Here is a 26,922-nt window from a genome sequence, read left to right on the forward strand (position 1 = left end):
TAATAAAAGGCAGTGTGCCTGATGGCGCTGCGCTTATCGGGCCTACAGGATATTGATGTAATCGACGGTGCGTAGGCCGGATAAGGCATTTACGCCGCCATCCGGCAGTGTGCCTGATGGCGCTGCGCTTATCAGGCCTACAGGATATTGATGTAATCGACGACGCGTAGGCCGGATAAGGCATTTACGCCGCCATCCGGCAGTGTGCCTGATGGCGCTGCGCTTATCAGGCCTACAGGATATTGATGTAATCGACGGTGCGTAGGCCGGATAAGACGTTTACGCCGCCATCCGGCAGTGTGCCTGATGGCGCTGCGCTTATCAGGCCTACGAGGTGCTTCATCGGGTATAAGGGCAACACTATGTTTCATCGTTTATGGACGTTAATTCGCAAAGAACTGCAGTCGCTGTTACGCGAGCCGCAAACCCGCGCGATCCTGATTCTGCCGGTGCTGATTCAGGTGCTTCTGTTTCCCTTTGCCGCGACGCTGGAAGTCACTAACGCCACCATCGCCATCTATAACGAAGACAACGGGAAGCACTCGGTTGAGCTGACCCAGCGCTTTGCCCGCGCCAAAGCCTTTACCCACATCCTGTTACTGAAAAGCCCGCAGGAAATTCAGCCCACGATCGATACGCAAAAGGCGCTGCTGCTGGTGCGTTTTCCGGCGGATTTCTCGCGCAATCTGGATACCTTTCAGTCTGCGCCCATGCAGTTAATCCTTGATGGTCGTAACTCGAACAGCGCGCAGATCGCCGCCAACTATCTTCAGCAAATCGTGAAGAACTATCAGCAGGAGCTGATGGAAGGCAAGTCGAAGCCGAATAACAGCGAGCTGGTGGTTCGCAACTGGTACAATCCTAACCTCGACTACAAATGGTTTGTGGTGCCCTCACTGATCGCGATGATCACGACCATTGGCGTGATGATCGTCACCTCGCTGTCCGTAGCGCGCGAGCGCGAACAGGGCACGCTGGATCAGCTGTTGGTCTCCCCGCTCACCACCTGGCAAATATTTATCGGTAAAGCGGTTCCTGCACTGATTGTCGCCACCGGCCAGGCCTCTATCGTGCTGGCAGTTGGTATCTGGGCGTATCAGATCCCGTTTGCCGGGTCGCTGGCGCTGTTTTACTTCACGATGGTGATTTACGGGCTGTCGCTGGTGGGATTTGGCTTGCTGATCTCCTCACTCTGCTCCACGCAGCAGCAGGCGTTTATCGGTGTATTCGTCTTTATGATGCCGGCGATTTTACTGTCGGGCTACGTCTCCCCGGTCGAGAATATGCCGGTCTGGTTGCAGAACCTGACGTGGATAAACCCGATCCGTCACTTCACGGATATCACCAAGCAGATCTATTTGAAAGATGCGAGTTTGCAGATTGTCTGGGGAAGCTTGTGGCCGCTACTGGTAATAGCGGCCACGACGGGATCAGCGGCGTATGCGATGTTTAGACGCAAAATCATGTAGTTTTTTGTCTTTCGCCAGCAGCGAAACCACAGCGGGTCCGGCCAGGATTGCCAGTCCCGCTAACGCCAGCAGGACGTTGTTTTGTAAAACCCGGGACAACAGCCACAGCACAATCAGCGCCGCGCCGAAATACCAGGTGGTGGTGAGTTCTTCCAGCACGTCGGCGACTTCGCGCCAGCGCTGCTCATGATGACGCTGTAACGCCAGCATCAGTAATACGGTCACACCATACACTACGCATAATCCCAGGCCGACGTGCACCAGCGTGCCACTCATCCAGCCCACGACCAACAACGCCACGACCAGTAAATGCAACATAATCTGCCAGCAACTTAACCCCGTTGCGACACGAACTCGTTGTTGCCACCTCATGGCTTTTCTCCTGAAGGATTTTTCTCTAATTACTCAGAGTACCGCACTTTACGGAAAATTCCGTAACACCGCACCTTTTTGTGACGACGACTACACTATTTCAATCAGAAGCGTGACACCAACAGGAGAAAAATGACTCAGTCGACACGAAATTTTTCATTCACCGTGCTCACCATCAATACGCATAAAGGCTTTACCGCCTTTAACAAGCGCTTCATTTTACCGGAACTGCGTGATGCCGTTCGTACGGTTGGCGCCGACATTGTCTGCCTGCAGGAGGTGATGGGCGCGCACGAAGTGCATCCGCTGCACGTCGAAAACTGGCCGGATACCACGCACTACGAATTTCTCGCCGACACCATGTGGAGTGACTATGCTTACGGGCGTAACGCCGTCTACCCGCAAGGGCATCATGGCAACGCGGTGCTGTCACGCTATCCTATTGAACATTATGAAAATCGGGATGTTTCGGTCGGCAGCAGTGAAAAGCGTGGCGTGCTCTACTGTCGTATTGTTCCGCCGCAACTCGGGAAACCGATTCATGTGATGTGTGTTCATCTCGGCCTGCGAGAAGCTCACCGGCAGGCGCAGCTCACCCTGCTGGCAAACTGGGTTAACGCCTTGCCCGATGGCGAACCGGTGGTGGTGGCCGGTGATTTCAACGACTGGCGGCAGAAAGCGAATTATCCGCTAAAAGTTGCTGCCGGGCTTGAGGAGATTTTTACCCGCGCCCGCGGTCGCCCCGCGCGCACCTTTCCCGTCAGCTTGCCGCTGCTACGCCTCGATCGTATTTACGTGAAAAATGCCAATGCCAGTTCGCCGACAGCGCTGCCGCTGCGCAACTGGCGGCATCTCTCTGACCATGCCCCCCTTAGCGCGGAGATCCATCTATGAAATGTGGCTGGCGTGAAGGTAATCAGATCCAGTTACTGGAAAACGGCGATCAGTATTATCCCGCCGTGTTTGCGGCAATAGCCGATGCGCAGCAAAAAATTATTCTCGAAACCTTCATCTGGTTTGAAGATGAGGTAGGAAAACAGCTCCATGCGGCTCTGCTGGCCGCAGCAAAACGTGGCGTGAAGGCGGAAGTGCTGCTGGACGGCTACGGCTCACCGGACCTGAGCGATGCGTTCGTCGGCGAACTGACCTCAGCAGGCGTGGTGTTTCGTTATTACGATCCGCGTCCCCGAATCTTTGGTATGCGCACCAACGTCTTTCGCCGTATGCATCGCAAGATTGTGGTGATTGACGACCGGGTGGCGTTTGTCGGCGGGATTAACTATTCCGACGAACATATGTCCGACTACGGCCCGGAAGCCAAGCAGGATTATGCAGTGCGTGTGGAAGGGCCTGTCGTCGCCGATATTCTGCAGTTTGAGGTGGAAAATCTCCCCGGACAGAGCGCGGTGCGCCGCTGGTGGCGTCGTCATCACCGTGCGGAAGAGAACCGCCAGCCCGGCGAGGCGCAGGCGCTGTTCGTCTGGCGCGATAACGACGAGCACCGCGACGATATCGAACGTCACTACCTGAAGATGCTCACCCAGGCACGGCGGGAGGTGATTATCGCCAACGCCTACTTCTTTCCCGGTTACCGGTTACTGCACGCCATGCGCAAAGCCGCCCGCCGTGGCGTGCGCGTCAAACTGGTCGTGCAGGGGGAGCCGGATATGCCGATTGTGAAAGTCGGAGCCCGCCTGCTGTACAACTATCTGGTGAAAGGCGATGTCCAGGTTTACGAATACCGCCGTAAGCCACTGCATGGCAAAGTGGCGCTGATGGATGACCACTGGGCGACGGTCGGCTCCAGCAATCTCGATCCGCTCAGCCTGTCGCTTAATCTGGAAGCCAACCTGATCGTTCACGATCGCCAGTTCAACCAGACGCTGCGCGACAACCTCAACGCGATCATTACCGAAGACTGTAAGCAGGTTGATGAGTCGATGCTGCCGAGACGCACCTGGTGGAACCTGACCAAAAGCGTGCTGGCGTTCCACTTCTTACGTCACTTCCCGGCGCTGGTCGGCTGGCTTCCGGCGCATACTCCCCATCTGGCGCAGGTGGATCCGCCAGCCCAGCCCGAGATGGAAACGCAGGATCGGGTGGAGGTACAGAACACAGGAGCCAAACCCTGATGGCAAAATCACATCCGCGCTGGCGGCTGGCAAAAAAGATCCTCACCTGGCTGTTTTTTATCGCCGTGATTGTGCTGCTGGTCGTCTACGCCAGCAAGGTCAACTGGGAGGAGGTGTGGAACGTCATTCGCGATTACAACCGGGTTGCGTTGCTGAGCGCCGTCGGGCTGGTAATCCTCAGCTATCTGCTCTATGGCTGCTATGACCTGCTGGGCCGCGCCTATTGTGGTCACAAGCTGGCAAAGCGGCAGGTGATGCTGGTGTCGTTTATCTGCTATGCCTTTAACCTGACGCTCAGTACCTGGGTCGGCGGCATTGGTATGCGCTACCGACTCTATTCCCGCCTCGGCCTGCCGGGTGGCACCATCACCCGTATCTTCTCTCTTAGCATCACCACCAACTGGCTGGGCTACATTCTGCTTGGCGGGATCATCTTCACCTTTGGCGTGGTGCAACTGCCGGCCCACTGGTATATCGACGAGGGCACGCTGCGCATTCTGGGCGGGGTGCTGCTGTTAATCATCGCTATTTATCTGTGGTTCTGCGCCTTCGCAAAGCATCGTCATATGACGATCAAAGGGCAAAAACTGGTGCTACCGTCGTGGAAATTTGCGCTGGCCCAGATGGCTATCTCCAGCACAAACTGGATGGTGATGGGGGCGATCATCTGGCTGCTGTTGGGCCAGCAGGTAAACTATTTCTTCGTGCTGGGCGTGCTGCTGGTCAGCAGCATCGCGGGGGTGATTGTCCACATTCCTGCGGGAATTGGCGTCCTGGAAGCGGTCTTTATCGCGCTGCTGGCGGGGGAACACGCGTCGCAAGGCACAATTATTGCCGCCCTAATCGCTTACCGCATGCTCTATTACTTTGTCCCGCTTTTGCTGGCGCTATTGAGCTATCTGCTGCTGGAGAGTCGGGCGAAAAAACTGCGGGCGAAAAACGAGAAGGCGATGGCGAAGTAATACCTCGTCACCGCCCTCGGCATCATTTTCGTAGGCCGGATAAGGCGTAGCCGCCATCCGGCACAACGAACTCAGCGGCGATTGCCTAAAATACGCAGCAGCATCAGGAACAGGTTAATGAAGTCCAGATACAGCGTGAGCGCGCCGAGAATCGAGTATTTACGCAGGTTAGAACTGTCGCGCACATCGATCTGCTCGCCGATGTTCTTCAGTTTCTGGGTGTCATAGGCGGTCAGCCCGACAAACACCACCACGCCGATATAGGTCACCGCCCACATCAGCGCTTCACTCTTCAGCCAGAAGTTCACCAGTGAGGCCAGGATGATACCAATCAGCGCCATAAACAGCATGTTTCCCCAGCCGCTCAGATCGCGCTTCGTGGTGTAACCCCACAGGCTCATCACGCCAAACATCCCGCCGGTGACCACAAAGGTGCTGGCGATCGAGGAGTAGGTGTAGACGACAAAAATACTGGAGAGCGTGAGCCCGGTTAGCGCCGAATAGAGCATAAACAGCGTCGTCGCCATGCCGGCACTGAGTTTATGCACCAAGCCAGACAGCACAAAGACCAGCGCCAGTTGAGCGATGATTAAACCGAAGAACGTAATTTTGCTGGAAAAGACGAACATCATGACGGCTGGCGTATTCGCCGCATACCACGCAATAAACGCGGTAAGCAGCAACCCGACCGTCATCCAGCCGTATACCTGCGCCATATAGGTTTGCAGGCCGGAACGCGCCTGCACGATTGATTCGGATCGTGGAAATCGGTCCATGATAATCTCCTGATTGAAAGTGACCACTCTGGATAAGCGTATCACAATTTCCTGCTACCAGCGTTTTGCCGCCTGCCGATCGCTGTCACGGGCTTCCACCCAGCGCTCGCCTTCCGGCGTGGCTTCACGCTTCCAGAACGGCGCACGCGTCTTCAGATAGTCCATGATGAACTGCCCGGCCTCAAACGCACTGCTGCGGTGCGAACTGGTGACGCCGACAAAGACGATTTCATCGCCCGGCCACAGTTCGCCAATCCGGTGAATCACCGTGACGCGTCCCAGCGGCCAGCGCGCCCGCGCCTCGTCGACAATCTCCGCCAGCGCTTTTTCCGTCATTCCCGGATAGTGCTCCAGCGTGAGCGCCTTCACGCTGTCGCCGAGATTATGGTTGCGCACTTTACCCGTGAAAGTCACCACCGCACCGTCTTCGTCGCGTGCCGCCAGCCAGGGATATTCATCCCCCACGCTGAACGGCGCAGGCCCGACCACAATTTTCGTTTCCGCCATCTCAGCCTCCCGTGACCGGAGGAAAGAAAGCCACTTCATCACCCGCCGTCAGCGGATGATCAAAGCTCACCAGCGTCTGGTTTACCGCCGCCAGCAGCTTGCCGTCTTCCAGCGCCAGCGCCCAACGGTTGCTGTTAGCAGCCAGATGCTGACGCAGCGCTTCCACCGTCGGGAATTCTGCCGCCACATCCAGCGTATCGGTACCCACCAGTTCGCGAACCTGAGCGAAGAACAAAACCTTAATCATTCGAATCCGCCTTAAAATCGCCAGACTTACCGCCGCTTTTCGCCAGCAGACGCACCGGACCAATCACCATATCTTTCTGCACCGCTTTGCACATGTCGTAAATGGTCAACGCGGCCACGGACGCCGCCGTCAGCGCTTCCATCTCCACCCCGGTTTTGCCGGTAAGACGACACAGCGATTCAACACGGACACGATTGTGTTCAGGTTGCGCCTGCAGTTGTACTTCCACTTTGCTCAACAGCAACGGATGGCACAGCGGGATCAGCTCCCAGGTGCGCTTTGCCGCCTGAATACCTGCAATACGCGCGGTGGCGAACACATCGCCCTTGTGGTGGCTGCCGTCGATAATCATGGCCAGCGTTTCGCTGCGCATGGTGACAAAGGCTTCAGCGCGCGCTTCGCGGACGGTCTCCGCTTTTGTGGAGACATCCACCATGTGCGCTTCACCGGCGGCGTTTATGTGAGTCAGTTGCGACATACTTATTATTTCTTCAGATGTGGGTGAAAATTACAGGGACGCGTACGGGCATCCAACTGCGGTGCAATGATATTGTCCCACGCGGTACGGCAGGCTTTGGTGGAGCCTGGCATCGCGAAAATCAGCGTTTTGTTGGCCACGCCCGCCACCGCGCGCGACTGCAGCGTAGCCGTGCCGATCTCTTCAAACGACAGCATACGAAATACTTCGCCGAAGCCTTCCACTTCGCGATCAAATAACGGCAGCAGCGCTTCCGGAGCCTGGTCGCCTTCGGTCAGGCCCGTGCCGCCGGTGACCAACACCACCTGCACCGCATCACTGGCAATCCATGCTGAAACCTGCGCGCGAATGGCGTAACGGTTCTCTTTGACAATCGCTTTATCGATAATCTGATGCCCCGCTTCCTGCGCGGAATCACGCAGAAAATGGCCGGAGGTATCGTCCTCTTCGCCACGACGATTAGATACCGTCAAAATAGCAATGCGGGTCGGAATGAATTCAGCGCTTACCTGACTCATGGAAAACTCCTTGTTCAAAGCGGCGTTAACCGCCTATGTATGAGAGGTTCTGGGTGATACCGGTATTGTTCTGATGCAGGAAATGGGTCTGTTTTTTCTCACGCAACGCAAGCGCGATACGCGCTTCCAGCGCATCTTGTTGCTCATCGTCTTCCAGCAAATCACGCAGGCTGACGCCTCCCTCACCAAACAGGCAGAGATGAAGTTTACCCACGGAGGAGACGCGCAGACGGTTGCAGGTCGCGCAGAAGTCTTTTTCATACGGCATGATGAGGCCGATCTCACCCTCATAATCGGGGTGACAAAAAACCTGCGCCGGACCGTCGCTACGCTGGCGTAGCTGGTGGATCCAGCCGCGACGCAACAGTTCGTCACGCAGCACCTGACCGGAGATGTGGTGTTTACGGAACAGTTCGCTGCCCTCACCCGTCTCCATCAGTTCGATGAAACGCAGTTGAATGGGGCGCGTCTGGATCCAGTCGAGAAAGGTATCGAGTTGATGATGGTTCACATCGCGCATCAGCACGGTGTTGACTTTAACTTTTGCAAAACCGGCATCAAACGCGGCATCAATGCCCGCCATCACCTGCTGGAATTTATCCTGCCCGGTAATCGCGTGGAACTGACGCGCATCAAGGCTATCGACGCTGACGTTAATGCCGGTCAAGCCAGCCTCGCGCCAGTGGGCGGCATCACGCGCCAGACGGTAGCCATTGGTGGTTACCGCCAGTTGACGAATCGCCTCGTTTTCACGCACGGCGGCAATGATGTCGGTGAAATCACGACGCAGAGAGGGTTCGCCACCGGTCAGACGCACTTTTTCAGTGCCCAGGTTGGCAAAGGCGCGGGTCACCCGGCGAATTTCATCGACGGAGAGAAAACCTTTATTGGTGACGCCGCCGGGCTTGTAACCATCCGGCAGGCAGTATGTGCAACGAAAGTTGCACACGTCGGTAATCGACAGACGCAAGTAGTAAAACTTGCGCGCGAAAGCATCGGTCAGTTGTGTGGCCATGTACACCTTTCCAAATACGGGAGGCGAAGTCATTTCTTCCTGCGCCCTGGTGGCAATGCGTTTGCGTTGTCACGGCCAAAGCACCGTATCATTTGACCCAGGTGCAGAGGCTAGAGTGTTTACTGTGGTTATGGCGATACTAGCGTGTAAATGAACATAATGCCATTTACACTTAACGCTGTATAATCATGTATATAGCGTCATGATCGTGCCATTTCGCTACAGAATAAGCAAAAATAGCACTTTTGCATTGATGTATATCATTTCGCAGTCAGGCATTCGTCACTCTAAAGAGGTAGTACGGCAGAATTTATTTTCTCAACTTGCCGTTGGCGAATTGCTGAAAAGCCCCTGTTTGCGCTACTGTAGCGCGGTAAATCTGACTTCAGGAATTTTTATGCGCAATCGTACGCTGGCTGACCTGGATCGTGTCGTCGCTCTCGGCGGAGGGCATGGATTAGGACGCGTTCTCTCTTCCCTCTCCTCCCTCGGCTCACGCCTCACCGGTATCGTGACCACCACGGATAACGGCGGCTCGACGGGCCGTATTCGCCGCTCAGAAGGGGGAATCGCCTGGGGCGATATGCGCAACTGTCTCAATCAGTTGATTACCGAACCGAGCGTCGCTTCCGCGATGTTTGAGTACCGTTTTGGCGGTAATGGCGAACTTTCCGGTCATAACCTCGGAAATCTGATGTTAAAGGCGCTCGATCACCTGAGCGTGCGGCCTCTGGAAGCCATCAACTTAATTCGTAATCTGCTGAAAGTGGATGCACATTTAATCCCCATGTCGGAGCTGCCCGTTGACCTGATGGCGATCGACGATCAGGGGCATGAAGTGTACGGCGAAGTGAATATTGATCAGCTCACCTCGCCCTTGCAGGAACTGATGCTGTCACCGAAGGTCCCCACTACCCGGGAAGCGGTGCAGGCGATTAACGACGCCGACCTGATTATTATCGGTCCGGGCAGTTTTTACACCAGCCTGATGCCAATCCTGCTGCTGGATGAACTCGCCCAGGCGCTGCGCCGCACGCAGGCGCCCATGGTCTACATCGGCAATCTGGGTCGGGAACTGAGCATCCCCGCCGCAAGCCTGACGCTGATCGATAAGCTAACCATTATGGAGCAGTATGTCGGTAAAAGAGTCGTTGATGCGGTTATCGTGGGACCGAAAGTGAATGTCTCTGCGGTCAGTGACCGGGTGGTGATTCAGGAAGTTCTGGAGGCCAGCGATATTCCTTATCGCCATGACCGCCAGTTATTACACAGCGCGCTGGAGAAAGCCGTACAGGCGCTGCGGTAACCGCCTGATTACCTGATGGCGCTACGCTCATCAGGCCTACTTAATCACATCTGCGGACAGCCAGCGAACAGGCCGGATACGGTATTTACAACGTCATCCGGCAATCTCTCACGACGCCGCGATAAACAGTTCACGCAGCTGATGCAGTTGATCGCGGATCTGCGCGGCCTCTTCGAATTCCAGATTCTGCGCATGCTGCATCATCTGCCCTTCGAGCTCGTGGATCTTCTGTTGCAGCGCTTTTGGCGTCATATCCAGTTCCACCACATCGGATTTCGCCGCGGAACGCGATTTGCCTCTGCCCTTCGCCTTGGTTTTCGCAATGTTCTGCCCCAGCGCCAGAATATCGACCACTTTTTTATTCAGGCCCTGCGGAGTAATGCCGTGCTCTTCGTTGTACTGTTGCTGTTTCTCACGACGACGCTCGGTTTCGCTAATCGCCTTCGCCATTGAGGCCGTAATCTTGTCACCGTAAAGAATCGCCTTCCCGTTAATGTTACGCGCCGCACGACCGATGGTCTGTATCAGCGAACGTTCGGAACGCAGGAACCCTTCCTTGTCGGCGTCGAGAATCGCCACCAGCGACACCTCAGGCATGTCGAGACCTTCGCGCAACAGGTTGATCCCCACCAGCACATCAAACTCGCCCAGACGCAGGTCACGAATGATTTCCATACGTTCGACGGTATCGATGTCCGAGTGCAGGTAACGCACCCGCTCGCCGTGCTCTTCCAGATACTCGGTGAGATCTTCCGCCATGCGCTTGGTCAGCGTGGTTACCAGCACGCGCTCGTTAATCTCCGCACGCTTGCGGATCTCAGAAAGCAGATCGTCCACCTGCGTTGCCACCGGACGTACTTCAATCACCGGATCCAGCAACCCTGTCGGACGCACCACCTGATCAACCACTTCGCCGCCCGATTTCTCCAGCTCGTAATTGCCCGGCGTCGCAGACACATAAATAGTCTGAGGTGCCAGCGCTTCAAACTCTTCGAACTTTAACGGGCGGTTATCCAGCGCCGATGGCAGACGGAAACCGTACTCCACCAGCGTCTCTTTACGCGCCCGATCGCCGCGATACATCCCGCCAATCTGCGGGATGGTGACGTGGGATTCATCCACCACCAGCAAACCGTCGGCGGGCAGATAGTCAAACAGCGTCGGCGGCGGCTCACCCGGCCCGCGTCCTGACAGAAAGCGCGAGTAGTTTTCGATCCCTGAGCAGTAACCCAGCTCGTTCATCATCTCCAGATCAAACTGGGTACGCTGACTCAGACGCTGTTCTTCCAGCAGTTTGTCGTTGGCCAGCAGGACTTTGCGACGTTCAGCCAGTTCGACTTTGATCTCTTCCATCGCCTGCACAATGCGCTCACGCGGGGTCACGTAGTGCGTTTTCGGGTAGATGGTGTAGCGCGAAATGGTGGACTCCACCTGCCCGGTCAGCGGGTCAAACAGCGACAGACGCTCCACCTCTTCGTCAAACAGCTCCACACGCAGCGCAATGTCGTCGGATTCCGCCGGGAAGATGTCGATCACCTCACCGCGCACGCGGAAAGTCCCGCGCTGGAACGCCTGATCGTTACGGGTATATTGCAGTTCAGCCAGTCGCCGCAGAATGGCGCGCTGATCGATGATCATGCCCACCGTCATGTGCAGCATCATCTTCAGATATAAATCGGGATCGCCCAGACCATAGATGGCGGAAACAGAGGCCACGACGATCACGTCACGGCGCTCCAGCAACGCTTTGGTGGCCGACAGACGCATCTGCTCAATATGTTCGTTCACCGAGGCATCTTTTTCGATGAAGGTGTCTGAGCTGGGAACATACGCTTCCGGCTGATAGTAGTCGTAGTAGGAGACGAAATACTCGACGGCGTTATCCGGGAAAAACTCTTTCATTTCACCATACAGCTGCGCCGCCAGCGTTTTGTTGGGCGCCAGCACCATCGTCGGACGCTGCAAATCTGCGATCACATTAGCAATGGTGAACGTTTTCCCCGAACCCGTTACGCCAAGCAGCGTCTGATGCGCCAGGCCGTCCTCCAGTCCCTCTTCCAGACGGCGTATCGCCTCGGGCTGATCGCCGGAAGGTTTAAATGCGGAATTCAGTTTGAACGGTTTACTCATGAGCAGCTACCTGAAGGAATGAGCGGGCAGGTGTGTAATTTTACTCGCAGAAGATAATATTGCCAGTAAAATATACTGGATGAAAAAACAGTAACGCCTCATGAAATTTGTGTTACGCATGATAAAAGCGGATCGGAGATGGCTATAATTTCACCGCTGGCAAGATATTACACTACGAAGCGGGTTTATCCCCAGACCATTGACTTCGTTAACATTGTCAAGATGTGTGATGAAAGTTTTATTGCATTCAATGACCACAATATGACAGCCATTGATTTTATCTAACGCGCTGTAAATTATAGGATATTTCACAAAGACGCCTTTCGCACCAATTCGGCTGGAAGCTGCGTATTCTCTCGCTTGCCTTGTGTTTTCTAACTCTAATACACAAGGTTATCCACAGGAATGGTGGATAACTGCCTGCAGGCCATATGGTCTGCCGCCTGGCAAATTCCCGGTCCGACCCACCAGGGAGCACATAAAAAAAAATTATCGCTAAATTTTGATTTTTATCAGCTAAAGAAGTGCCCCTGGCAGGCGAGATCTTGCTCGCAATTTCGCCTTTTACTCATCCGCGAGTAAAGCGAGATCCAGATATTGTCCTGTGACCGTATTTTCGGCTCCTGCCGCCAGCCACGGGATTTCGCCTAACAATGGCGCAGGGATGACCCGCGTAAGCGTCGCCAGATACTCATGATGACGTTTTCCCGGCGGCGTGACGTCATTCGCCACCCACCCGACAAGCGGAAGTCCTGCCTGCTGTACCGCCTGCGCTGTCAGCATGGCATGGTTTATACACCCCAGCTTCACGCCGACGACCAGGATCACCGGTAAGCGCTCGCGCAACACCCAGTCGGCGAAGGTAAAATCGTCCGCAAGCGGGGTAAACCAGCCGCCAGCGCCTTCCACCAGCAGCCACTCCGCCTGCGCGTCCAGCGCGCGCAGTCCGTCTGACATCACGTCAGCACGAATCGGCCTTCCCTCATCGGCGCTGATGATATGCGGTGAGGTGGGTTCCGCGAAGGTGTAGGGATTCACCGCCGCGTAGTCCAGCGTCAGACTGCTGTTGCGCTGAAGCGCCAGGGCGTCACTGTTGCGAAGTCCTTCTGGCGTCATGTCACTGCCTGATGCGACAGGTTTATAGCCGGCCGTCCGATAACCCAGACTGCGCGCCGCCTGTAGCAACGCGCAGCTGGCGACGGTTTTACCGACTTCCGTATCGGTACCGGTGACAAAATAACGTTTAGTCACGTGCAATCACTCCTGCAAAAAGATGGTAGGTCAGCGGATATTTCCCCTGCCGCTGCGGCCACGCCAGTTGAAGCTGCTGCAACTGCGAGCGAGTTAAAACGCGCGACTCGCGCCCCTCGTGCAAATGGGTCGCGCCGATGCCTTTCAGCGAGCGCATGGCGCTCAGGGCGTCATCAAACTCCAGCGTCAGAGAGATGGATTGATGATGTCCCTGCCAGTCGCGCATCGCCTCACACAGCGCCTCACAGGATAAAAAGCGGTTGCCATGCGCCCGCTCATCCACCGCGCGCCAGGCCTGATGAAGCTCCGGCAGCGAGTCCTGAGCCAGCGTGGTGAAGGCCACGCAGCCACCGGGGCGCACGACCCGATACAGTTCGCTCAGCGCCTGATGCAGACTGTCACACCATTGCACGGCCAGATTGCTCCAGGCCAGGTCAAACGTTGCGCTGGCTAACGGCAACGACTCAATGTCGCCGGCGAGATAGTGATGCGCCACGTCCTGACGACGCGCTTCGTCCAGCATGCGGGCAGAGAGATCCAGCGCGGTGACCTGACTCCCCAGCTCGCGCCAGTAGCGACTCAAACGCCCCGGCCCGCAGCCGGCATCCAGTACCTGTAAAAATGGGCGCTCCGGCAGTTGCGCCAGCAACGCGTCGGCGCTCAGGCGCTGCAATGTGGCGTGCTGCTCATAGTGCGCTGCCGCACGGCCAAACGCCGCCGCGACCGCCTGTTTATTCACCTGCCCCATGCAGCACCTCCAGCAATCGGTCGATATCCTCAGGCTCATGCGCCTGAGTTAACGTCAGTCGCAGACGGGCCGTCCCGGCGGGTACGGTCGGCGGACGGATCGCCGTGACCCAACACCCCTGACGGCGTAAGGTGTCCGCCAGCTGCAACGCGCGCGCATTTTCGCCAACAATCAGCGGCTGGATGGCGCTGTGCGACTGCGCCAGCCTGAAATCGGCATGATTGATAGCCGATCTGAAGCGCTGGATCAGCGCAGTCAGTTTCTCCCTGCGTGCGTCACCTTCCTGGCTGCGAATCACCGAAAGCGACGCCTGTAACGCCATCGCCTGCGCGGGCGGCATGCTGGTGCTGTAAATCAGATGACGGGCGAACTGCAGCAGGTAATCGGCAACGCTTTCAGAGCACAGAATCGCCGCACCGCTGACGCCAAAACCTTTGCCGAACGTTACGACCAATAACGCCGGTTTTACCCCCTGCTGCCAGCAGCTCCCGCGTCCCTCTTCTCCACTGACGCCAATGCCGTGGGCATCATCCACCAGCAGCCAGGCATTACGCGCCTGTGCGGCCTGCTGAATGTCCACAAGCGGCGCGTTGTCGCCATCCATGCTGAATACGCCTTCGGTCACCACCAGTTGTCGCCCGGAACAGGGGGCGTCAAGCAGGCGCGCGAGATGCGAGGCGTCGTTATGGGTAAAGCGGCGAAGCTGCGCCGGACTAAGACTGGCCGCTTCCAGCAGCGAAGCATGGCTGAGACGGTCAGCGACAATCCGGTCATCCTTTTCCATCAGCGCGGTAATCACCGCCTGGTTTGCGGCGAAACCCGAGATAAACAGCAACGCGCGCGGATAGCCCAGCCAGTCGGCCAGTTCCTCTTCCAGTTGCTGATGGGCAATGGAATAACCGCTGACGTGGCCCGAGCCGCCGCTGCCGACGCCAAACCGCTCCGCTCCCTGCTGCCAGGCGCGAAGAATATGCGGATGGTGACTCAAGCCCAGATAATCATTGCTGGAGAAATTGAGATAGCGCTGGTCATTCGTCTCCAGCCAGCGACCGGCTCCCTGCGCGACCGCGTAACGTCGGCGCAAAGTATCCGCCGAACGACGCGCCGCCAGCGCATCGTCGATTTTGTGTTGCCAGGTCATACGGCAGCCGCGTTGTAGTAATCGTCGGTATCTGGCGTCAGCAGCGCCTGCTCCAGACGCGCACGCTGCTCGTTATCCCCGGCGAGCACCGCCGTTTGCTTCGGGTTCAGCCCCAGCTTATGGAAAAGCTGGAGGTCTTTGTCCTCTTCCGGGTTTGGCGTGGTGAGCAGTTTGCAGCCGTAGAAAATAGAGTTGGCGCCAGCCATAAAGCACATGGCCTGCGTTTGCTCATTCATCTGCTCGCGACCGGCGGACAGGCGCACATACGAGGTCGGCATCATGATGCGCGCCACGGCAATGGTGCGAATAAAATCAAATGCGTCGACGTCATCGTTATCTGCCAGCGGCGTGCCTTTTACCTTCACCAGCATATTGATCGGCACACTTTCCGGCGGGGTCGGCAGGTTTGCCAGTTGCAGGAGCAGCCCGGCGCGGTCAGTCACCGTTTCGCCCAGACCGACGATGCCGCCGGAACAGACTTTGATCCCGGCCTCGCGCACTTTATCCAGCGTGTCGAGCCGCTCCTGGTAGGAACGGGTGGTGATGATGTTGCCGTAAAATTCCGGCGAGGTGTCGAGGTTGTGGTTGTAATAGTCCAGCCCCGCCTCCGCCAGCCGTTGCGCCTGCGATTCATCGAGCGTGCCAAGCGTCATGCAGGCTTCCAGCCCCAGCGCTTTCACCCCCTGAACCATCTGCTGCAAATACGGCATGTCGCGCTCGTGCGGGTTCTTCCACGCCGCGCCCATGCAGAAACGGGTGGAGCCGGCGTTCTTCGCCTGGCGCGCCGACTCCAGCACCTGCTCAACTTCCATCAGCCGCTCAGATTCAAGACCGGTTTTATAGCGCGAACTTTGCGGACAATATTTGCAGTCTTCCGGGCAGGCGCCGGTTTTGATCGACAACAGCGTGCTGACCTGTACCTGGCGAGGATCGAAATGCTGACGGTGGATTTGCTGTGCCTCGAACAGCAGATCCAGCAGCGGTTTTTCAAATAATTCGGTGACTTGCGACAGCGTCCAGCGAGAATGAGTGGTCATAATTTTATACTTTTTGTGGTGATAAGGGTGTAGACTTGTAAACCTAAAACTTTTTAATTTGGTTTACAAGTCGATTATGACAACGGACGATATCACTTTTGATCAGCGCCATATCTGGCACCCCTACACCTCTATGACGTCTCCGCTGCCGGTCTATCCTGTTGAACGGGCCGAGGGCTGCGAACTGATTTTATCCAGCGGTGAGCGCCTGATTGATGGCATGTCGTCGTGGTGGGCCGCGATTCACGGCTACAACCATCCGCAGCTCAATGCCGCGATGAAAACGCAGATTGACGCCATGTCGCATGTGATGTTCGGCGGGATCACTCATGCCCCCGCCGTCAACCTGTGCCGTAAACTGGTCGCCATGACGCCCGCGTCGCTGGAGTGCGTGTTCCTCGCCGATTCCGGTTCCGTCGCGGTGGAAGTGGCGATGAAAATGGCGCTGCAATACTGGCAGGCTAAAGGGGAATCCCGTCAGCGCTTCCTGACATTCCGTAACGGCTATCACGGCGATACCTTCGGCGCGATGTCGGTCTGCGATCCGGACAACTCCATGCACAGCCTGTGGAAGGGCTATCTGCCGGAAAACCTGTTTGCCCCTGCTCCGCAAAGCCGAATGGACGGCGAGTGGGATGAGCGTGATATGGTGGCCTTCGCGCGCCTGATGGCCGCGCATCGCCATGACATTGCGGCAGTGATTCTCGAGCCGATTGTTCAGGGGGCAGGCGGTATGCGGATGTACCATCCGGAGTGGCTGCGCCGCATCCGCAAAATGTGCGACCGCGAAGGCATTCTGCTGATTGCTGATGAAATCGCCACCGGATTTGGCCGCACGGGCAAACTGTTTGCCTGCGAACACGCCGGGATCGCGCCCGACATTCTGTGTCTGGGTAAAGCGCTGACCGGCGGGACGATGACCCTCTCCGCTACCCTGACCACCCGCCTGGTAGCGGAAACTATCAGCAACGGCGAGGCGGGTTGTTTTATGCATGGCCCGACGTTTATGGGCAATCCGCTGGCCTGCGCGGTGGCGACCGCCAGCCTGTCACTACTGGAATCCGGCGACTGGCAGGCGCAGGTCTCGGCCATTGAAACCCAGTTACGCCAGGAACTCGCCCCGGCGCTGGCGTCACCATGGGTGACTGATGTCCGCGTGCTGGGAGCGATTGGCGTGGTGGAGACGACGCATCCGGTTAATATGGCGGCCCTGCAGAAATTCTTTGTGCGACAGGGAGTGTGGATCCGCCCGTTTGGCAAGCTTATCTACCTGATGCCGCCGTATCTCATCCAGCCAGAGCAACTGCGCCGTCTGACGAAGGCCGTGAACGAAGCTGTGCGCGACGAAACATTTTTTAACGCGTAATTAACGGTAAGCTGTACGGTTTCTGGCTACACTTTTTGGCGAGAATTAAGGAGAGTGCATGAAATTAATCAGCAACGATCTGCGCGACGGGGATAAGCTTCCCCAGCGCCATGTCTTCAACGGTATGGGCTATGACGGCGACAACCTTTCTCCGCACCTGGCCTGGGATGAGGTGCCTGCCGGAACAAAGAGTTTCGTGGTGACCTGTTTCGACCCCGATGCGCCAACCGGCTCTGGCTGGTGGCACTGGGTCGTCGCCAATATTCCTGCCGACATCCGCGTACTGCCGCAGGGCTTTGGTTCCGGACTGGTTGCGCTGCCAGACGGCGTTATCCAGACGCGAACCGATTTCGGTAAAGCGGGCTATGGCGGCGCGGCGCCGCCAAAAGGTGAAACCCACCGCTATATCTTTACCGTTCACGCGCTGGATGTGGACAGGATTGACGTCGATGAAGGTGCCAGCGGCGCGATGGTCGGATTTAACGTCCATTTCCATGCGCTCGCCAGCGCCTCGATTACCGCGATGTTCAGTTAAGCGTCTTATCCGGCCTACGGGAGGGATTCGTAGGCCGGATAAGCGTTAGCGCCATCCGGCGCTGTTCAAAGAAATTCCGGCACGAGCTGCAGCAAGGCCCCCTGCGCCAGCAATTCTGTCGCACACTCAATATCCGGGGCGAAGAAACGGTCCTGGGTATAATGCGCGACCTGCTCACGCAATACCGTTCGCGCCTGCTCCAACAGCGGACTTGACGTTAATCCCTCGCGCAAATCGATCCCCTGACACGCAGCCAGCCATTCGACGGCCAGCACGCCGCGAGTATTCGCCGCCATTTCCCATAACCTGCGCCCTGCCGCGGGTGCCATCGAGACATGATCTTCCTGATTCGCCGACGTTGGCAGGCTGTCCACGCTGTGCGGATGCGCCAGCGCTTTGTTCTCGCTGGCGAGCGCCGCCGCCGTCACCTGGGCAATCATAAAGCCAGAGTTCACGCCACCGTTTTTGACCAGAAAAGGCGGCAACTGCGACATATGCTTATCCATCATCAGCGCAATTCGACGTTCGGACAACGCGCCAATTTCGGCAATCGCCAGCGCCAGATTATCTGCCGCCATCGCCACCGGTTCAGCGTGGAAATTACCGCCTGAGATGACGTCCCCCTGCTCAGCAAAAACCAGCGGATTATCAGAGACCGCATTGGCCTCCGCCAGCAGTACGTCCATCACCTGGCGCATCTGCGTCAGACACGCGCCCATCACCTGCGGCTGACAGCGCAGAGAATACGGGTCCTGCACCTTTTCACAATTGTGGTGCGACGCCGACAGCGCGCTGGTCTCCGTCAATACATGGCGATACAGCGCCGCCGCGTCGATCTGCCCACGCTGCCCGCGCGCGGCGTGAATACGCGCATCAAACGGACGGCGGGACCCTAACACCGCTTCGGTGGTTAACGATCCGCACATGACAGCCGACGCGAACAACTCTTGTGCTTCAAACAGTCCGCGCAACGCAAACGCCGTCGACGCCTGTGTGCCGTTAAGCAGCGCCAGCCCTTCTTTCGCCGCCAGCGTAATTGGTTCCAGTCCGGCTTTTTTTAACGCTTCCGTCGCCGGTAACCATTCCCCCTGCCAACGCGCCTTTCCTTCACCCAGCAGCGTGAGCGACATGTGGGCCAGCGGCGCTAAATCACCTGAGGCGCCTACCGATCCTTTCGCCGGAATGTGCGGCCAGACTTCGGCGTTAACCAGCGCAATCAGCGCCTCTATCACGCTAAGACGAATACCGGAGAAGCCGCGCGCAAGGCTGTTTATCTTCAGCACCATGATCAGGCGCACCAGCGCGTCATCTAAGGCATCACCCACGCCTGCCGCATGCGACAGCACCAGCGAACGTTGCAGGTTTTGCAGATCCTCATCGGCGATGCGCGTCTGCGCCAGCAGACCAAAGCCGGTGTTAATGCCGTAGGCCGTGCGCCCCTCAGCGACAATCGTGTTGACGCAGGCCACACTGGCGTTAATGCCATCAATCGCGCTGGCGTCGAGGCGCAGTTTAACCGGCTGCTTCCAGATCGCACGCAGCTGTGAAAAGCTCAGATGGCCCGGCGTTAAGGTCATGGTATTCATATCAGCGTTTCCCCTGCGTTGCCGCAACCATCGGTAGATTCAGCCCCTGTTCCACGGCGCACGCCACGGCAATGTCGTAGCCCGCATCCGCATGACGCATTACGCCGGTCGCCGGATCGTTATGCAGCACGCGGGCAATTCGCTCGGCGGCTTCATCGCTACCGTCACAGACAATGACCATCCCGGCGTGCTGTGAGAAGCCCATTCCCACACCGCCGCCGTGATGCAGCGATACCCAGGTCGCCCCGCTGGCCGTGTTGAGCAACGCATTGAGCAGCGGCCAGTCGGATACCGCGTCAGAACCGTCGCACATCGCTTCGGTTTCGCGGTTGGGGCTGGCGACAGAGCCGGAGTCCAGGTGGTCGCGACCGATCACAATTGGCGCCGACACTTCCCCCTTGCGCACCATTTCGTTAAACGCCAGGCCGAGTTTTTGCCGCCATTCGAGACCCACCCAGCAGATACGCGCTGGCAGCCCCTGAAAATTAATGCGCTCCCGCGCCATGTCCAGCCAGCGGTGGAGATGTTCGTCATCCGCCACGATCGCTTTCACTTTGGCGTCGGTTTTATAAATATCCTGCGGATCGCCGGAAAGGGCCACCCAGCGAAACGGCCCGATGCCGCGGCAGAACAGCGGGCGAATATAGGCCGGTACGAAACCAGGAAAGGCGAAGGCATTTTCCACGCCCATCTCTTTCGCCATCTGACGAATATTGTTGCCATAATCGAACGTTGGTACGCCCATGTCGTTGAACGCCAGCATGGCCTCGACGTGCTTTGCCATCGAGTGCTTCGCGGCCTCTACCGTTCCCTGCGGATCGGAAAGCGCTTTCTGCTGATAAGTTTCCCAGTCCCAGCCGGAAGGTAGATACCCGTGCAGGGGATCGTGGGCGCTGGTCTGGTCGGTGACCATGTCCGGACGCACACCGCGCTTCACCAGTTCGGGCACTACGTCCGCCGCATTGGCGCACAGGGCAATCGATACGGCTTGACCTTCGCGGGTATATTTTTCGATACGCGCCAGCGCATCATCAAGAGACGTCGCCTGTTCATCGACATAACGGGTGCGCAGGCGGAAATCGATACGGCTCTGCTGACATTCAATGTTCAGGGAACAGGCGCCTGCCAGCGTCGCCGCCAGTGGCTGTGCGCCGCCCATGCCACCGAGCCCGGCGGTTAACATCCAACGCCCGCGCAGGTTGCCGTCGTAGTGTTGCCGTCCCGCTTCAACGAACGTTTCATAGGTGCCCTGCACAATTCCCTGACTGCCGATATAGATCCAGCTTCCGGCCGTCATCTGACCGTACATCGCCAGCCCTTTCGCATCCAGTTCGTTGAAATGCTCCCAGGTCGCCCAGTGAGGCACGAGGTTGGAGTTGGCGATCAGCACGCGCGGGGCGTTCTGGTGGGTTCTGAACACGCCAACCGGTTTGCCGGACTGAACCAGCAGCGTTTCGTCCTCTTCCAGTTGAGTCAGGGCGTTGACAATCGCGTCATAGCATTCCCAGTTACGGGCCGCGCGGCCTATACCGCCGTACACCACCAGCTCATGTGGGTTCTCAGCGACATCGGGGTCCAGGTTGTTCATTAACATGCGCAATGGCGCTTCGGTCAGCCAGGATTTGGCCGTCAGCGTTGTCCCTCGCGGGGCGCGGATATCTTGCTGACGATACTTGCTATGAGACATAACAACGACTCCTCACGGACATACCGGAAAAGGTTTATCCGGCAAATGGAATGATCGGGTGTGAGGTAAATATATACTTGTCTATACAAGACATAACAAGACGCCATTTAACAAATAAGATACATTTTTGTTATATTGCGTCAGCAATCACGCTTTTCAGTCCGCGCGATTCAGGAGGAGAAATGGCCCTGCAAGCGGTAACGAGACCCCGGGAAGAGCAACCGCGCGTGAGAAACGATCTGCGTGGCGGACCAGGTGGTACGACGAATGAGTAAACAAGGATCGGTCTCGCCGATGTCGAGTAAAGCGCACTCTTCTGTCGTGGCGCGCACCGCTTCAACAATGTGCTCCCCTTCCGTCAGCGGGGCAATCAACGACAGATATGCATGCGGCGTGGTCTGGCTGTAATCCTGCGCCAGATACTCCGGCACAATGTCGGCATTCACACAGCGATCTTCAATCTGTACCGGCTGGTCGTTTTCAAAATGTACCATCACAGAATGAAAAATCGCCGTACCTTCCGTCACCTTCAGCGCCGCTGCCTGCCGCGCATTGGCCGGTTTCTTTTCCAGAATCAGCACCTCGCAGTGATGCCGATGCGCCCGTGCGGCGATTTCATCGGCAATACTGCGAATTTCAAACAGCGCGGACTGGCCTTTCGGCTCCGCGACAAAGGTTCCCACGCCCTGCAGGCGCACCAGCATCCCTTCGTCGGTCAGTTCACGCAGCGCCCGGTTGATGGTCATCCGGCTGAAGCCGTACTGCGTCACCAGCTCCGCCTCCGACGGAATACGATCGTGCGGTAGCCAGACGCCGCTGGCGATCTTTTCGCTAATCTCGCGTTTAACCGTCTCATAGAACGGCGCGGGAGCAGAACGAGGGCGAGAGAGTGTCATGGGAATGTTTTACCTTATCAATCAATTACTGCCACCAGTGGGCGATTTGCCAGCCAAGCCGCGCCGCCACGCGTGCCGACCTGCCATCATTATCAAAGCGCGGATTAAATTCAACCAAATCCACCGCCTGGAGCTTACCGCTGCGGCAAACAGGTTCAATCAATTTCAGCAGGGTCGCCAACGGCACGCCCAGCGCCGCAGGCGCCGATACGGCAGGCATCTCTCCAGCCGGCAGGACGTCGAGATCGACGGTCAGATAGAGTTTATCCACCTCACGGATAAACGCCGCCAGTTGAGCGTGGGCTTCATTACACTGTAAATCTTCCACCACCAGCACGTTGCGCTTGTGCGCCTCATCCCACAACGCCTGGGTATTTGCCGCCCGGCTGACGCCGATACACGCATAGCGGAACTCACGCTGCTGCTGGTCGCAAAGCTGCGCCAGTTGACGAAACGGCGTGCCAGAGGTTGCCCGCCCGGCGTTGCGCAGATCCAGATGCGCGTCGAGATTAATGATCCCTACCCGCTCGCCAGGGAATGCATCGAAAATACCCGCCCCATGACCAAACGCCGTTTCGTGCCCGCCGCCAAGGACGAAGGTGCGCATCCCCGCATGCTGACATTGACAGACCGCATCACGTAACGCCTGCTGCGCCCCTTCCAGATCCGTCGTAGGAGCCAGCAGGTTCCCCATATCCACCAGTCGCTCATGTCCCGCGTGACTCGCCAGGTTAGCCAGCGCTGAACGCAACGCGTCCGGCGCGCCGGCGGCGCCAGGACGCCCATGATTACGCTTGACCCCCTCATCGCAGGCAAAGCCGATCAGCGCGATCCTGTCACGGTATCGCTCTGGCGAAAACGTCAGGCTGCGTGTGATCGTCTGAAACAGACGCAGCGCGTTTGCGGCTTCGCCGCTGTCATCTCGCCCCCGCCACAGGTCAGGGGCAGCCGCTTCCCATTGCGTCATGTGATTTGTCCTCGAAATATGCGTTGATACAGCGGGTTGCGCCCAGGTTCATAGAGGATCTCTACCGGGTTTTGCGCATCCCAGACGTTAAAATCGGCAACGTAACCTGCCTTCAACTGTCCGTGCGTCGCCTGGCGGCCCAGCGCCTGAGCGGCATGACGGGTGACGCCCGCCCATGCCTCCTCCGGCGTCAGTCCGAACTGCACGCAGGCCATGTTCATCGCCAGATGCAGGCTGATAAACGGGCTGGTGCCGGGGTTGAAATCGGTCGCCACCGCCATCGGCACCTGATAACGGCGCAACAACTCAACGGGCGGGCGCTGCGTCTCTTTGAGGAAATAGAACGCCCCCGGTAGCAGTACGCCAACGGTGCCGCTGTGACGCATCGCGACCACGCCCGCTTCATCAAGATACTCAATGTGATCCGCAGAAAGCCCATGATAGCGGCTGACCAGTTGCGCTCCGCCAAGCAGAGACAACTGCTCGACATGCCCTTTGACCGGAATGCCCGCCGCCTGCGCCGCGCGCAATACCCGCTCGCTTTGTGCCAGGGTAAACCCCACGCTCTCACAGAACAGATCGACCGCTTCAAACAGCCCCTTTTCCCATAGCTGCGGCAGTATCGTTTCGCAGACGTGGGTGATATAGCCGTCAGGATTGTCCCGATACTCAACCGGCACGGCATGCGCCGCCAGCAGCGTGGGGCTGATTTCGATAAGATTTTCTTCGGCCAGGCGGGCCGCGACGCGCAGCATCTTTTCTTCGGCTGTCGCATTCAGGCCATAGCCGGATTTCACTTCCAGCAGGGTCACGCCCTCGCGCATCAGACGCGCGATCCGCGCCTGTGCAGAGGCAAAGAGCGCCTCCTCCGTCGCGGCACGCGTCGCCGTCACGGTGGCATTAATACCGCCGCCCTGCGCGCTAATCTGCTGATAAGAGACGCCATTCAACCGTTGCTCCCACTCGCTGGCACGGTTGCCGCCGAACACCAGGTGGGTGTGACAGTCAATCAACCCTGGCGTCACCAGACGTCCTTGAAGGTCATGCGTATTGGCGTGCGCAGTCGGGAGAGACGCCTCCGGTACAATCGCCAGCACGCGCCCCTCACGGATAATCAACGCATGATGGTCCAGCAGGCCATACGGCGCCGTCTGCGCCGGATCGAGCGTCGCCAGACGGAGGTTTCGCCAGAGCGTATCATCAGGTAACAGGTGTTGCATGCCCTCTCCAACTTGTCTTAGGTTGTATAGACATTTATTTGAGATCGCACGCGGGAAGTCAATCATCCCGGGCAAAAATGTTACTTAATTGTGACTTTGACGGTACCCGAATCCACGAGGAGTGGTTTAAAAAACAACTTTTTAGCTTTTCACCTTCCTGTTTTGCTCAACTTAGTATAAAAAAGCAGGCTTCAATGGATACTTTTATAGCCCGGAGCAACTCGTGAACACATCATCAGTTTCCCGTCTGGCGCTGGCACTGGCTTTTGGCGTGACGCTGACCGCCTGTAGCTCTACCCCGCCGGATCAAATTCCTTCCGATCAAACCGCGCCAGGAACCTCCTCACGCCCGATTTTATCGGCGAATGAAGCGCAGAATTTTGTCGCTAAAAACTATTTTTCTTCCCTGACGCCGAACACCGCGCCGTGGACGCCATCTTCAATTTCTCTGCCTGCGCAGCCTGACTTTGTGGTCGGCCCGGCCGGTACGCAGGGCGTTACCCACACCACCATCCAGGCGGCGGTGGATGCGGCGATCACCACGCGCACCAACAAACGTCAGTACATTGCGATTATGCCGGGTGAGTATCAGGGAACCGTCTATATCCCTGCGGCGCCAGGCAGCCTGACGCTGTACGGAACGGGTGAGAAACCGCTGGACGTGAAGATTGGCGCGGCAATTGACGGTGAAATGAGCACCGCTGACTGGCGTCATACGGTGAATCCGGGCGGGAAATATATGCCTGGCAAACCGGCCTGGTACATGTTTGACAACTGTCAGAGCAAACGCGGCGCGAATATCGGCGTGATGTGTTCAGCGGTATTGTGGTCACAGAATAATGGCCTGCAGTTGCAGAATCTGACCATTGAAAACAATCTCGGCGATAGCGTGGATGCGGGCAACCATCCGGCCGTTGCGCTGCGCACCGACGGTGACAAAGTTCAGATCAATAATGTGAACATTCTGGGCCGCCAGAACACCTTCTTTGTAACCAACAGCGGCGTGCAGAACCGTCTGGAAAATGATCGCCAGCCGCGTACGCTGGTGACCAACAGCTATATCGAAGGCGATGTGGATATCGTTTCCGGTCGCGGCGCAGTGGTGTTCGATAACACCGACTTCCGCGTAGTGAACTCGCGTACTCAGCAGGAAGCGTACGTCTTCGCCCCGGCAACGCTGTCGAACATTTATTACGGTTTCCTCGCCACCAACAGCCGCTTTACCGCCGCCGGTGACGGCGTGGCGCAGTTGGGCCGCGCGCTGGATGTCGATGGCAACACCAACGGTCAGGTCGTGATCCGCGATAGCGTGATTAACGAAGGCTTTAACATGGCACAGCCGTGGGCTGACGCAGTGATCTCTAAACGTCCTTTCGCGGGCAATACCGGCGCGAAGGATGATAAAGGCGAAACCCAGCGTAACCTGAACGACACCAACTTTAACCGCATGTGGGAATACAATAACCGCGGTGTGGGCAGCAAAGTGGTGACTGCGCCGAAGCAGTAAGCATAAAAAAACCGGCATCCTGCGATGCCGGTTGTTCTTTTACCGGTTGGTTAAAAAACTATTCCAGTTAATACGCGTTAACCACCACCCACATCGGGCCCTGGCCTACCGCATAACGTCCCTTCTCCGTTAACAGCCCCTGCTCACCGGCAATCTCGTACACCGCGATATGGTGTGACTTCTGCCCGGCAGCAATCAGGTATTTCCCGCTATGGTCAACATTGAAACCACGCGGCTGCGTTTCGGTTGGCTGGAAGCCCTCTTTGGTCAGCACGCTGCCATCTTCTGAAACGCTAAACACGGTAATCAGGCTGGCGGTACGGTCACAGGCATACAGGTGACGACCATCCGGCGTAATGTGAATGTCCGCAGCCCAGCGGGTGTCGGAGAAATCAGCCGGCATCATGTCCAGTGTTTGCACGCATTCGATATCACCGTGCGGATCTTTCAGTTCCCAGACGTCCACAGAGCTGTTGAGCTCGTTGATGCAGTACGCATATTGCTGATTCGGGTGGAACGCCATATGGCGCGGACCGGCCCCTTCAACGGTGGTCACTTCCGCTGGCTCTTGCGCCACCAGCTTACCGTCATCGCTGAGGGTAAACAGGCAGATACGATCCTGCTTCAGCGCAGGCACCCACAGGGTACGGTTGTCCGGGGAAATATTGGCGGAGTGACAGCCATCCATCCCTTCCACCACATCCACAACCCCGACCGGCAGGCCATCTTCCAGACGGGTGACGCTGACGTTACCCGCATTATAGGAGCCAACGAAAACGAAACGGCCGTGATGATCGGTAGAAATGTGCGTAGGGCTGCCCGGTAGCGCGGATTCTGCGGCAAACGTCAGCGCCCCATCATCCGGCGCAATCCGGTAAGCCAGTACGCGGAATTCAGGACGCACGCCCACGTAGAGATAACGTTTATCCGGGCTGACCACCATCGGCTGAACCTGCCCGGGCACATCAACCACCTGTACCAGCGTTAACGCACCATCATGATTCAGGCTCCAGACATGGATCTGTTGGCTTTCAGGGCTGGCGGTATAAACGGTTTGCTTCATGAATGC

General features: G+C 57.3%; 26 protein-coding genes and 1 riboswitch. Of the genes, 8 read left to right on the forward strand and 18 right to left on the reverse strand.

Features of this window, described 5'->3' with window-relative positions; all coding sequences use genetic code 11:
- Positions 1 to 362: 362 nt before the first annotated feature.
- Positions 363 to 1,469, forward strand: coding sequence for an ABC transporter permease (locus WM46_RS10510; protein ID WP_102602214.1), 1,107 nt, complete (start codon positions 363 to 365; stop codon positions 1,467 to 1,469).
- Here WM46_RS10510 and WM46_RS10515 read toward each other — a convergent pair.
- Positions 1,431 to 1,841, reverse strand: coding sequence for a YbhQ family protein (locus tag WM46_RS10515; RefSeq protein WP_061076931.1), 411 nt, complete (start codon positions 1,839 to 1,841; stop codon positions 1,431 to 1,433). The genes WM46_RS10510 and WM46_RS10515 overlap by 39 nt on opposite strands.
- Positions 1,842 to 1,973: 132 nt before the next feature.
- On the opposite strand from WM46_RS10515, the gene WM46_RS10520 reads away from it, so the two are divergent.
- From WM46_RS10520 to WM46_RS10530, 3 genes are read left to right on the forward strand one after another with little or no spacing between them, the layout of a single operon-like run.
- Positions 1,974 to 2,735: an endonuclease/exonuclease/phosphatase family protein gene (locus WM46_RS10520; protein WP_102602215.1), complete on the forward strand. Its 762-nt coding sequence runs from the start codon at positions 1,974 to 1,976 to the stop codon at positions 2,733 to 2,735.
- On the forward strand, positions 2,732 to 3,973 hold the full coding sequence (gene clsB, locus WM46_RS10525; protein WP_102602216.1) for a cardiolipin synthase ClsB: 1,242 nt from the start codon (positions 2,732 to 2,734) through the stop codon (positions 3,971 to 3,973). Before WM46_RS10520 ends, clsB begins: the two co-directional genes overlap by 4 nt.
- The gene (locus WM46_RS10530) at positions 3,973 to 4,935 is read left to right on the forward strand and encodes a YbhN family protein (protein WP_061076928.1); all 963 of its coding nucleotides are present in this window, start codon (positions 3,973 to 3,975) and stop codon (positions 4,933 to 4,935) included. Before clsB ends, WM46_RS10530 begins: the two co-directional genes overlap by 1 nt.
- A 71-nt stretch (positions 4,936 to 5,006) precedes the next feature.
- Here WM46_RS10530 and WM46_RS10535 read toward each other — a convergent pair whose 3' ends face one another.
- The 6 genes from WM46_RS10535 to moaA form a co-directional block, all read right to left on the reverse strand.
- Positions 5,007 to 5,711, reverse strand: coding sequence for a Bax inhibitor-1 family protein (locus tag WM46_RS10535; protein WP_061076927.1), 705 nt, complete (start codon positions 5,709 to 5,711; stop codon positions 5,007 to 5,009).
- A 54-nt stretch (positions 5,712 to 5,765) separates the two neighbouring features.
- Entirely contained in the window at positions 5,766 to 6,218 is a 453-nt protein-coding gene (gene moaE / locus WM46_RS10540) for a molybdopterin synthase catalytic subunit MoaE (protein ID WP_061076926.1), read from the reverse strand.
- Between the two features lies 1 nt (position 6,219).
- Complete coding sequence (moaD, locus tag WM46_RS10545) at positions 6,220 to 6,465, reverse strand: molybdopterin synthase sulfur carrier subunit (RefSeq protein WP_102602217.1); 246 nt, start codon at positions 6,463 to 6,465, stop codon at positions 6,220 to 6,222.
- Positions 6,458 to 6,943 (reverse strand): cyclic pyranopterin monophosphate synthase MoaC, encoded by a 486-nt coding sequence (gene moaC / locus WM46_RS10550; RefSeq protein ID WP_044256450.1) that lies wholly within the window; start codon positions 6,941 to 6,943, stop codon positions 6,458 to 6,460. The genes moaD and moaC overlap by 8 nt, the downstream gene beginning before the upstream one ends.
- 5 nt (positions 6,944 to 6,948) lie before the next feature.
- Positions 6,949 to 7,461, reverse strand: coding sequence for a molybdenum cofactor biosynthesis protein B (gene moaB, locus WM46_RS10555; protein WP_061076924.1), 513 nt, complete (start codon positions 7,459 to 7,461; stop codon positions 6,949 to 6,951).
- 25 nt (positions 7,462 to 7,486) lie between these two features.
- Positions 7,487 to 8,476: a GTP 3',8-cyclase MoaA gene (gene moaA, locus WM46_RS10560; RefSeq protein ID WP_061076923.1), complete on the reverse strand. Its 990-nt coding sequence runs from the start codon at positions 8,474 to 8,476 to the stop codon at positions 7,487 to 7,489.
- Positions 8,464 to 8,606, reverse strand: a riboswitch (molybdenum cofactor riboswitch). (Overlaps the previous gene by 13 nt.)
- A gap of 267 nt (positions 8,607 to 8,873) precedes the next feature.
- Here moaA and yvcK point away from each other — a divergent pair.
- Complete coding sequence (yvcK, locus tag WM46_RS10565; RefSeq protein WP_061076922.1) at positions 8,874 to 9,782, forward strand: uridine diphosphate-N-acetylglucosamine-binding protein YvcK; 909 nt, start codon at positions 8,874 to 8,876, stop codon at positions 9,780 to 9,782.
- Positions 9,783 to 9,890: 108 nt separating this feature from the next.
- Here the strand turns inward: yvcK and uvrB are convergent, their stop codons facing one another.
- The 5 genes from uvrB to bioB form a co-directional block, all read right to left on the reverse strand.
- Positions 9,891 to 11,912 (reverse strand): excinuclease ABC subunit UvrB, encoded by a 2,022-nt coding sequence (gene uvrB / locus WM46_RS10570; protein WP_061076921.1) that lies wholly within the window; start codon positions 11,910 to 11,912, stop codon positions 9,891 to 9,893.
- A gap of 564 nt (positions 11,913 to 12,476) precedes the next feature.
- Positions 12,477 to 13,163 carry a dethiobiotin synthase gene (bioD, locus tag WM46_RS10575; RefSeq protein WP_102602218.1) on the reverse strand — a complete coding sequence of 229 codons (687 nt, stop codon included), beginning with the start codon at positions 13,161 to 13,163 and terminating at the stop codon, positions 12,477 to 12,479.
- The gene (gene bioC / locus WM46_RS10580) at positions 13,156 to 13,911 is read right to left on the reverse strand and encodes a malonyl-ACP O-methyltransferase BioC (protein ID WP_061076919.1); all 756 of its coding nucleotides are present in this window, start codon (positions 13,909 to 13,911) and stop codon (positions 13,156 to 13,158) included. The genes bioD and bioC overlap by 8 nt, the downstream gene beginning before the upstream one ends.
- Positions 13,895 to 15,052 (reverse strand): 8-amino-7-oxononanoate synthase, encoded by a 1,158-nt coding sequence (gene bioF / locus WM46_RS10585; RefSeq protein ID WP_102602219.1) that lies wholly within the window; start codon positions 15,050 to 15,052, stop codon positions 13,895 to 13,897. The genes bioC and bioF overlap by 17 nt, the downstream gene beginning before the upstream one ends.
- Positions 15,049 to 16,089: a biotin synthase BioB gene (gene bioB, locus WM46_RS10590; RefSeq protein WP_102602220.1), complete on the reverse strand. Its 1,041-nt coding sequence runs from the start codon at positions 16,087 to 16,089 to the stop codon at positions 15,049 to 15,051. Before bioB ends, bioF begins: the two co-directional genes overlap by 4 nt.
- Positions 16,090 to 16,165: 76 nt before the next feature.
- On the opposite strand from bioB, the gene bioA reads away from it, so the two are divergent.
- Together bioA and WM46_RS10600 are read left to right on the forward strand one after the other, a co-directional pair.
- Complete coding sequence (gene bioA, locus WM46_RS10595) at positions 16,166 to 17,455, forward strand: adenosylmethionine--8-amino-7-oxononanoate transaminase (protein ID WP_102603818.1); 1,290 nt, start codon at positions 16,166 to 16,168, stop codon at positions 17,453 to 17,455.
- Positions 17,456 to 17,513: 58 nt separating this feature from the next.
- Positions 17,514 to 17,990 carry a kinase inhibitor gene (locus WM46_RS10600; RefSeq protein ID WP_102602221.1) on the forward strand — a complete coding sequence of 159 codons (477 nt, stop codon included), beginning with the start codon at positions 17,514 to 17,516 and terminating at the stop codon, positions 17,988 to 17,990.
- A gap of 65 nt (positions 17,991 to 18,055) precedes the next feature.
- Here the strand turns inward: WM46_RS10600 and hutH are convergent, their stop codons facing one another.
- The 5 genes from hutH to hutI form a co-directional block, all read right to left on the reverse strand.
- Complete coding sequence (gene hutH / locus WM46_RS10605) at positions 18,056 to 19,576, reverse strand: histidine ammonia-lyase (RefSeq protein ID WP_102602222.1); 1,521 nt, start codon at positions 19,574 to 19,576, stop codon at positions 18,056 to 18,058.
- 1 nt (position 19,577) lies between these two features.
- The gene (gene hutU / locus WM46_RS10610; protein ID WP_102602223.1) at positions 19,578 to 21,263 is read right to left on the reverse strand and encodes a urocanate hydratase; all 1,686 of its coding nucleotides are present in this window, start codon (positions 21,261 to 21,263) and stop codon (positions 19,578 to 19,580) included.
- 170 nt (positions 21,264 to 21,433) lie between these two features.
- Positions 21,434 to 22,159 (reverse strand): histidine utilization repressor, encoded by a 726-nt coding sequence (locus WM46_RS10615; protein WP_102602224.1) that lies wholly within the window; start codon positions 22,157 to 22,159, stop codon positions 21,434 to 21,436.
- Between the two features lie 25 nt (positions 22,160 to 22,184).
- Positions 22,185 to 23,126 (reverse strand): formimidoylglutamase, encoded by a 942-nt coding sequence (gene hutG / locus WM46_RS10620; protein WP_102602225.1) that lies wholly within the window; start codon positions 23,124 to 23,126, stop codon positions 22,185 to 22,187.
- The gene (gene hutI, locus WM46_RS10625; protein ID WP_061076912.1) at positions 23,123 to 24,346 is read right to left on the reverse strand and encodes an imidazolonepropionase; all 1,224 of its coding nucleotides are present in this window, start codon (positions 24,344 to 24,346) and stop codon (positions 23,123 to 23,125) included. The genes hutG and hutI overlap by 4 nt, the downstream gene beginning before the upstream one ends.
- 223 nt (positions 24,347 to 24,569) lie before the next feature.
- On the opposite strand from hutI, the gene WM46_RS10630 reads away from it, so the two are divergent.
- Positions 24,570 to 25,853, forward strand: coding sequence for a putative acyl-CoA thioester hydrolase (locus WM46_RS10630; protein ID WP_102602226.1), 1,284 nt, complete (start codon positions 24,570 to 24,572; stop codon positions 25,851 to 25,853).
- Positions 25,854 to 25,920: 67 nt separating this feature from the next.
- Here WM46_RS10630 and pgl read toward each other — a convergent pair whose 3' ends face one another.
- Complete coding sequence (gene pgl, locus WM46_RS10635; RefSeq protein WP_102602227.1) at positions 25,921 to 26,916, reverse strand: 6-phosphogluconolactonase; 996 nt, start codon at positions 26,914 to 26,916, stop codon at positions 25,921 to 25,923.
- Between the last annotated feature and the right edge of the window lie 6 nt (positions 26,917 to 26,922).

This window comes from Citrobacter freundii complex sp. CFNIH2 (assembly GCF_002880615.1).
Taxonomy (GTDB): domain Bacteria; phylum Pseudomonadota; class Gammaproteobacteria; order Enterobacterales; family Enterobacteriaceae; genus Citrobacter_A; species Citrobacter_A amalonaticus_F.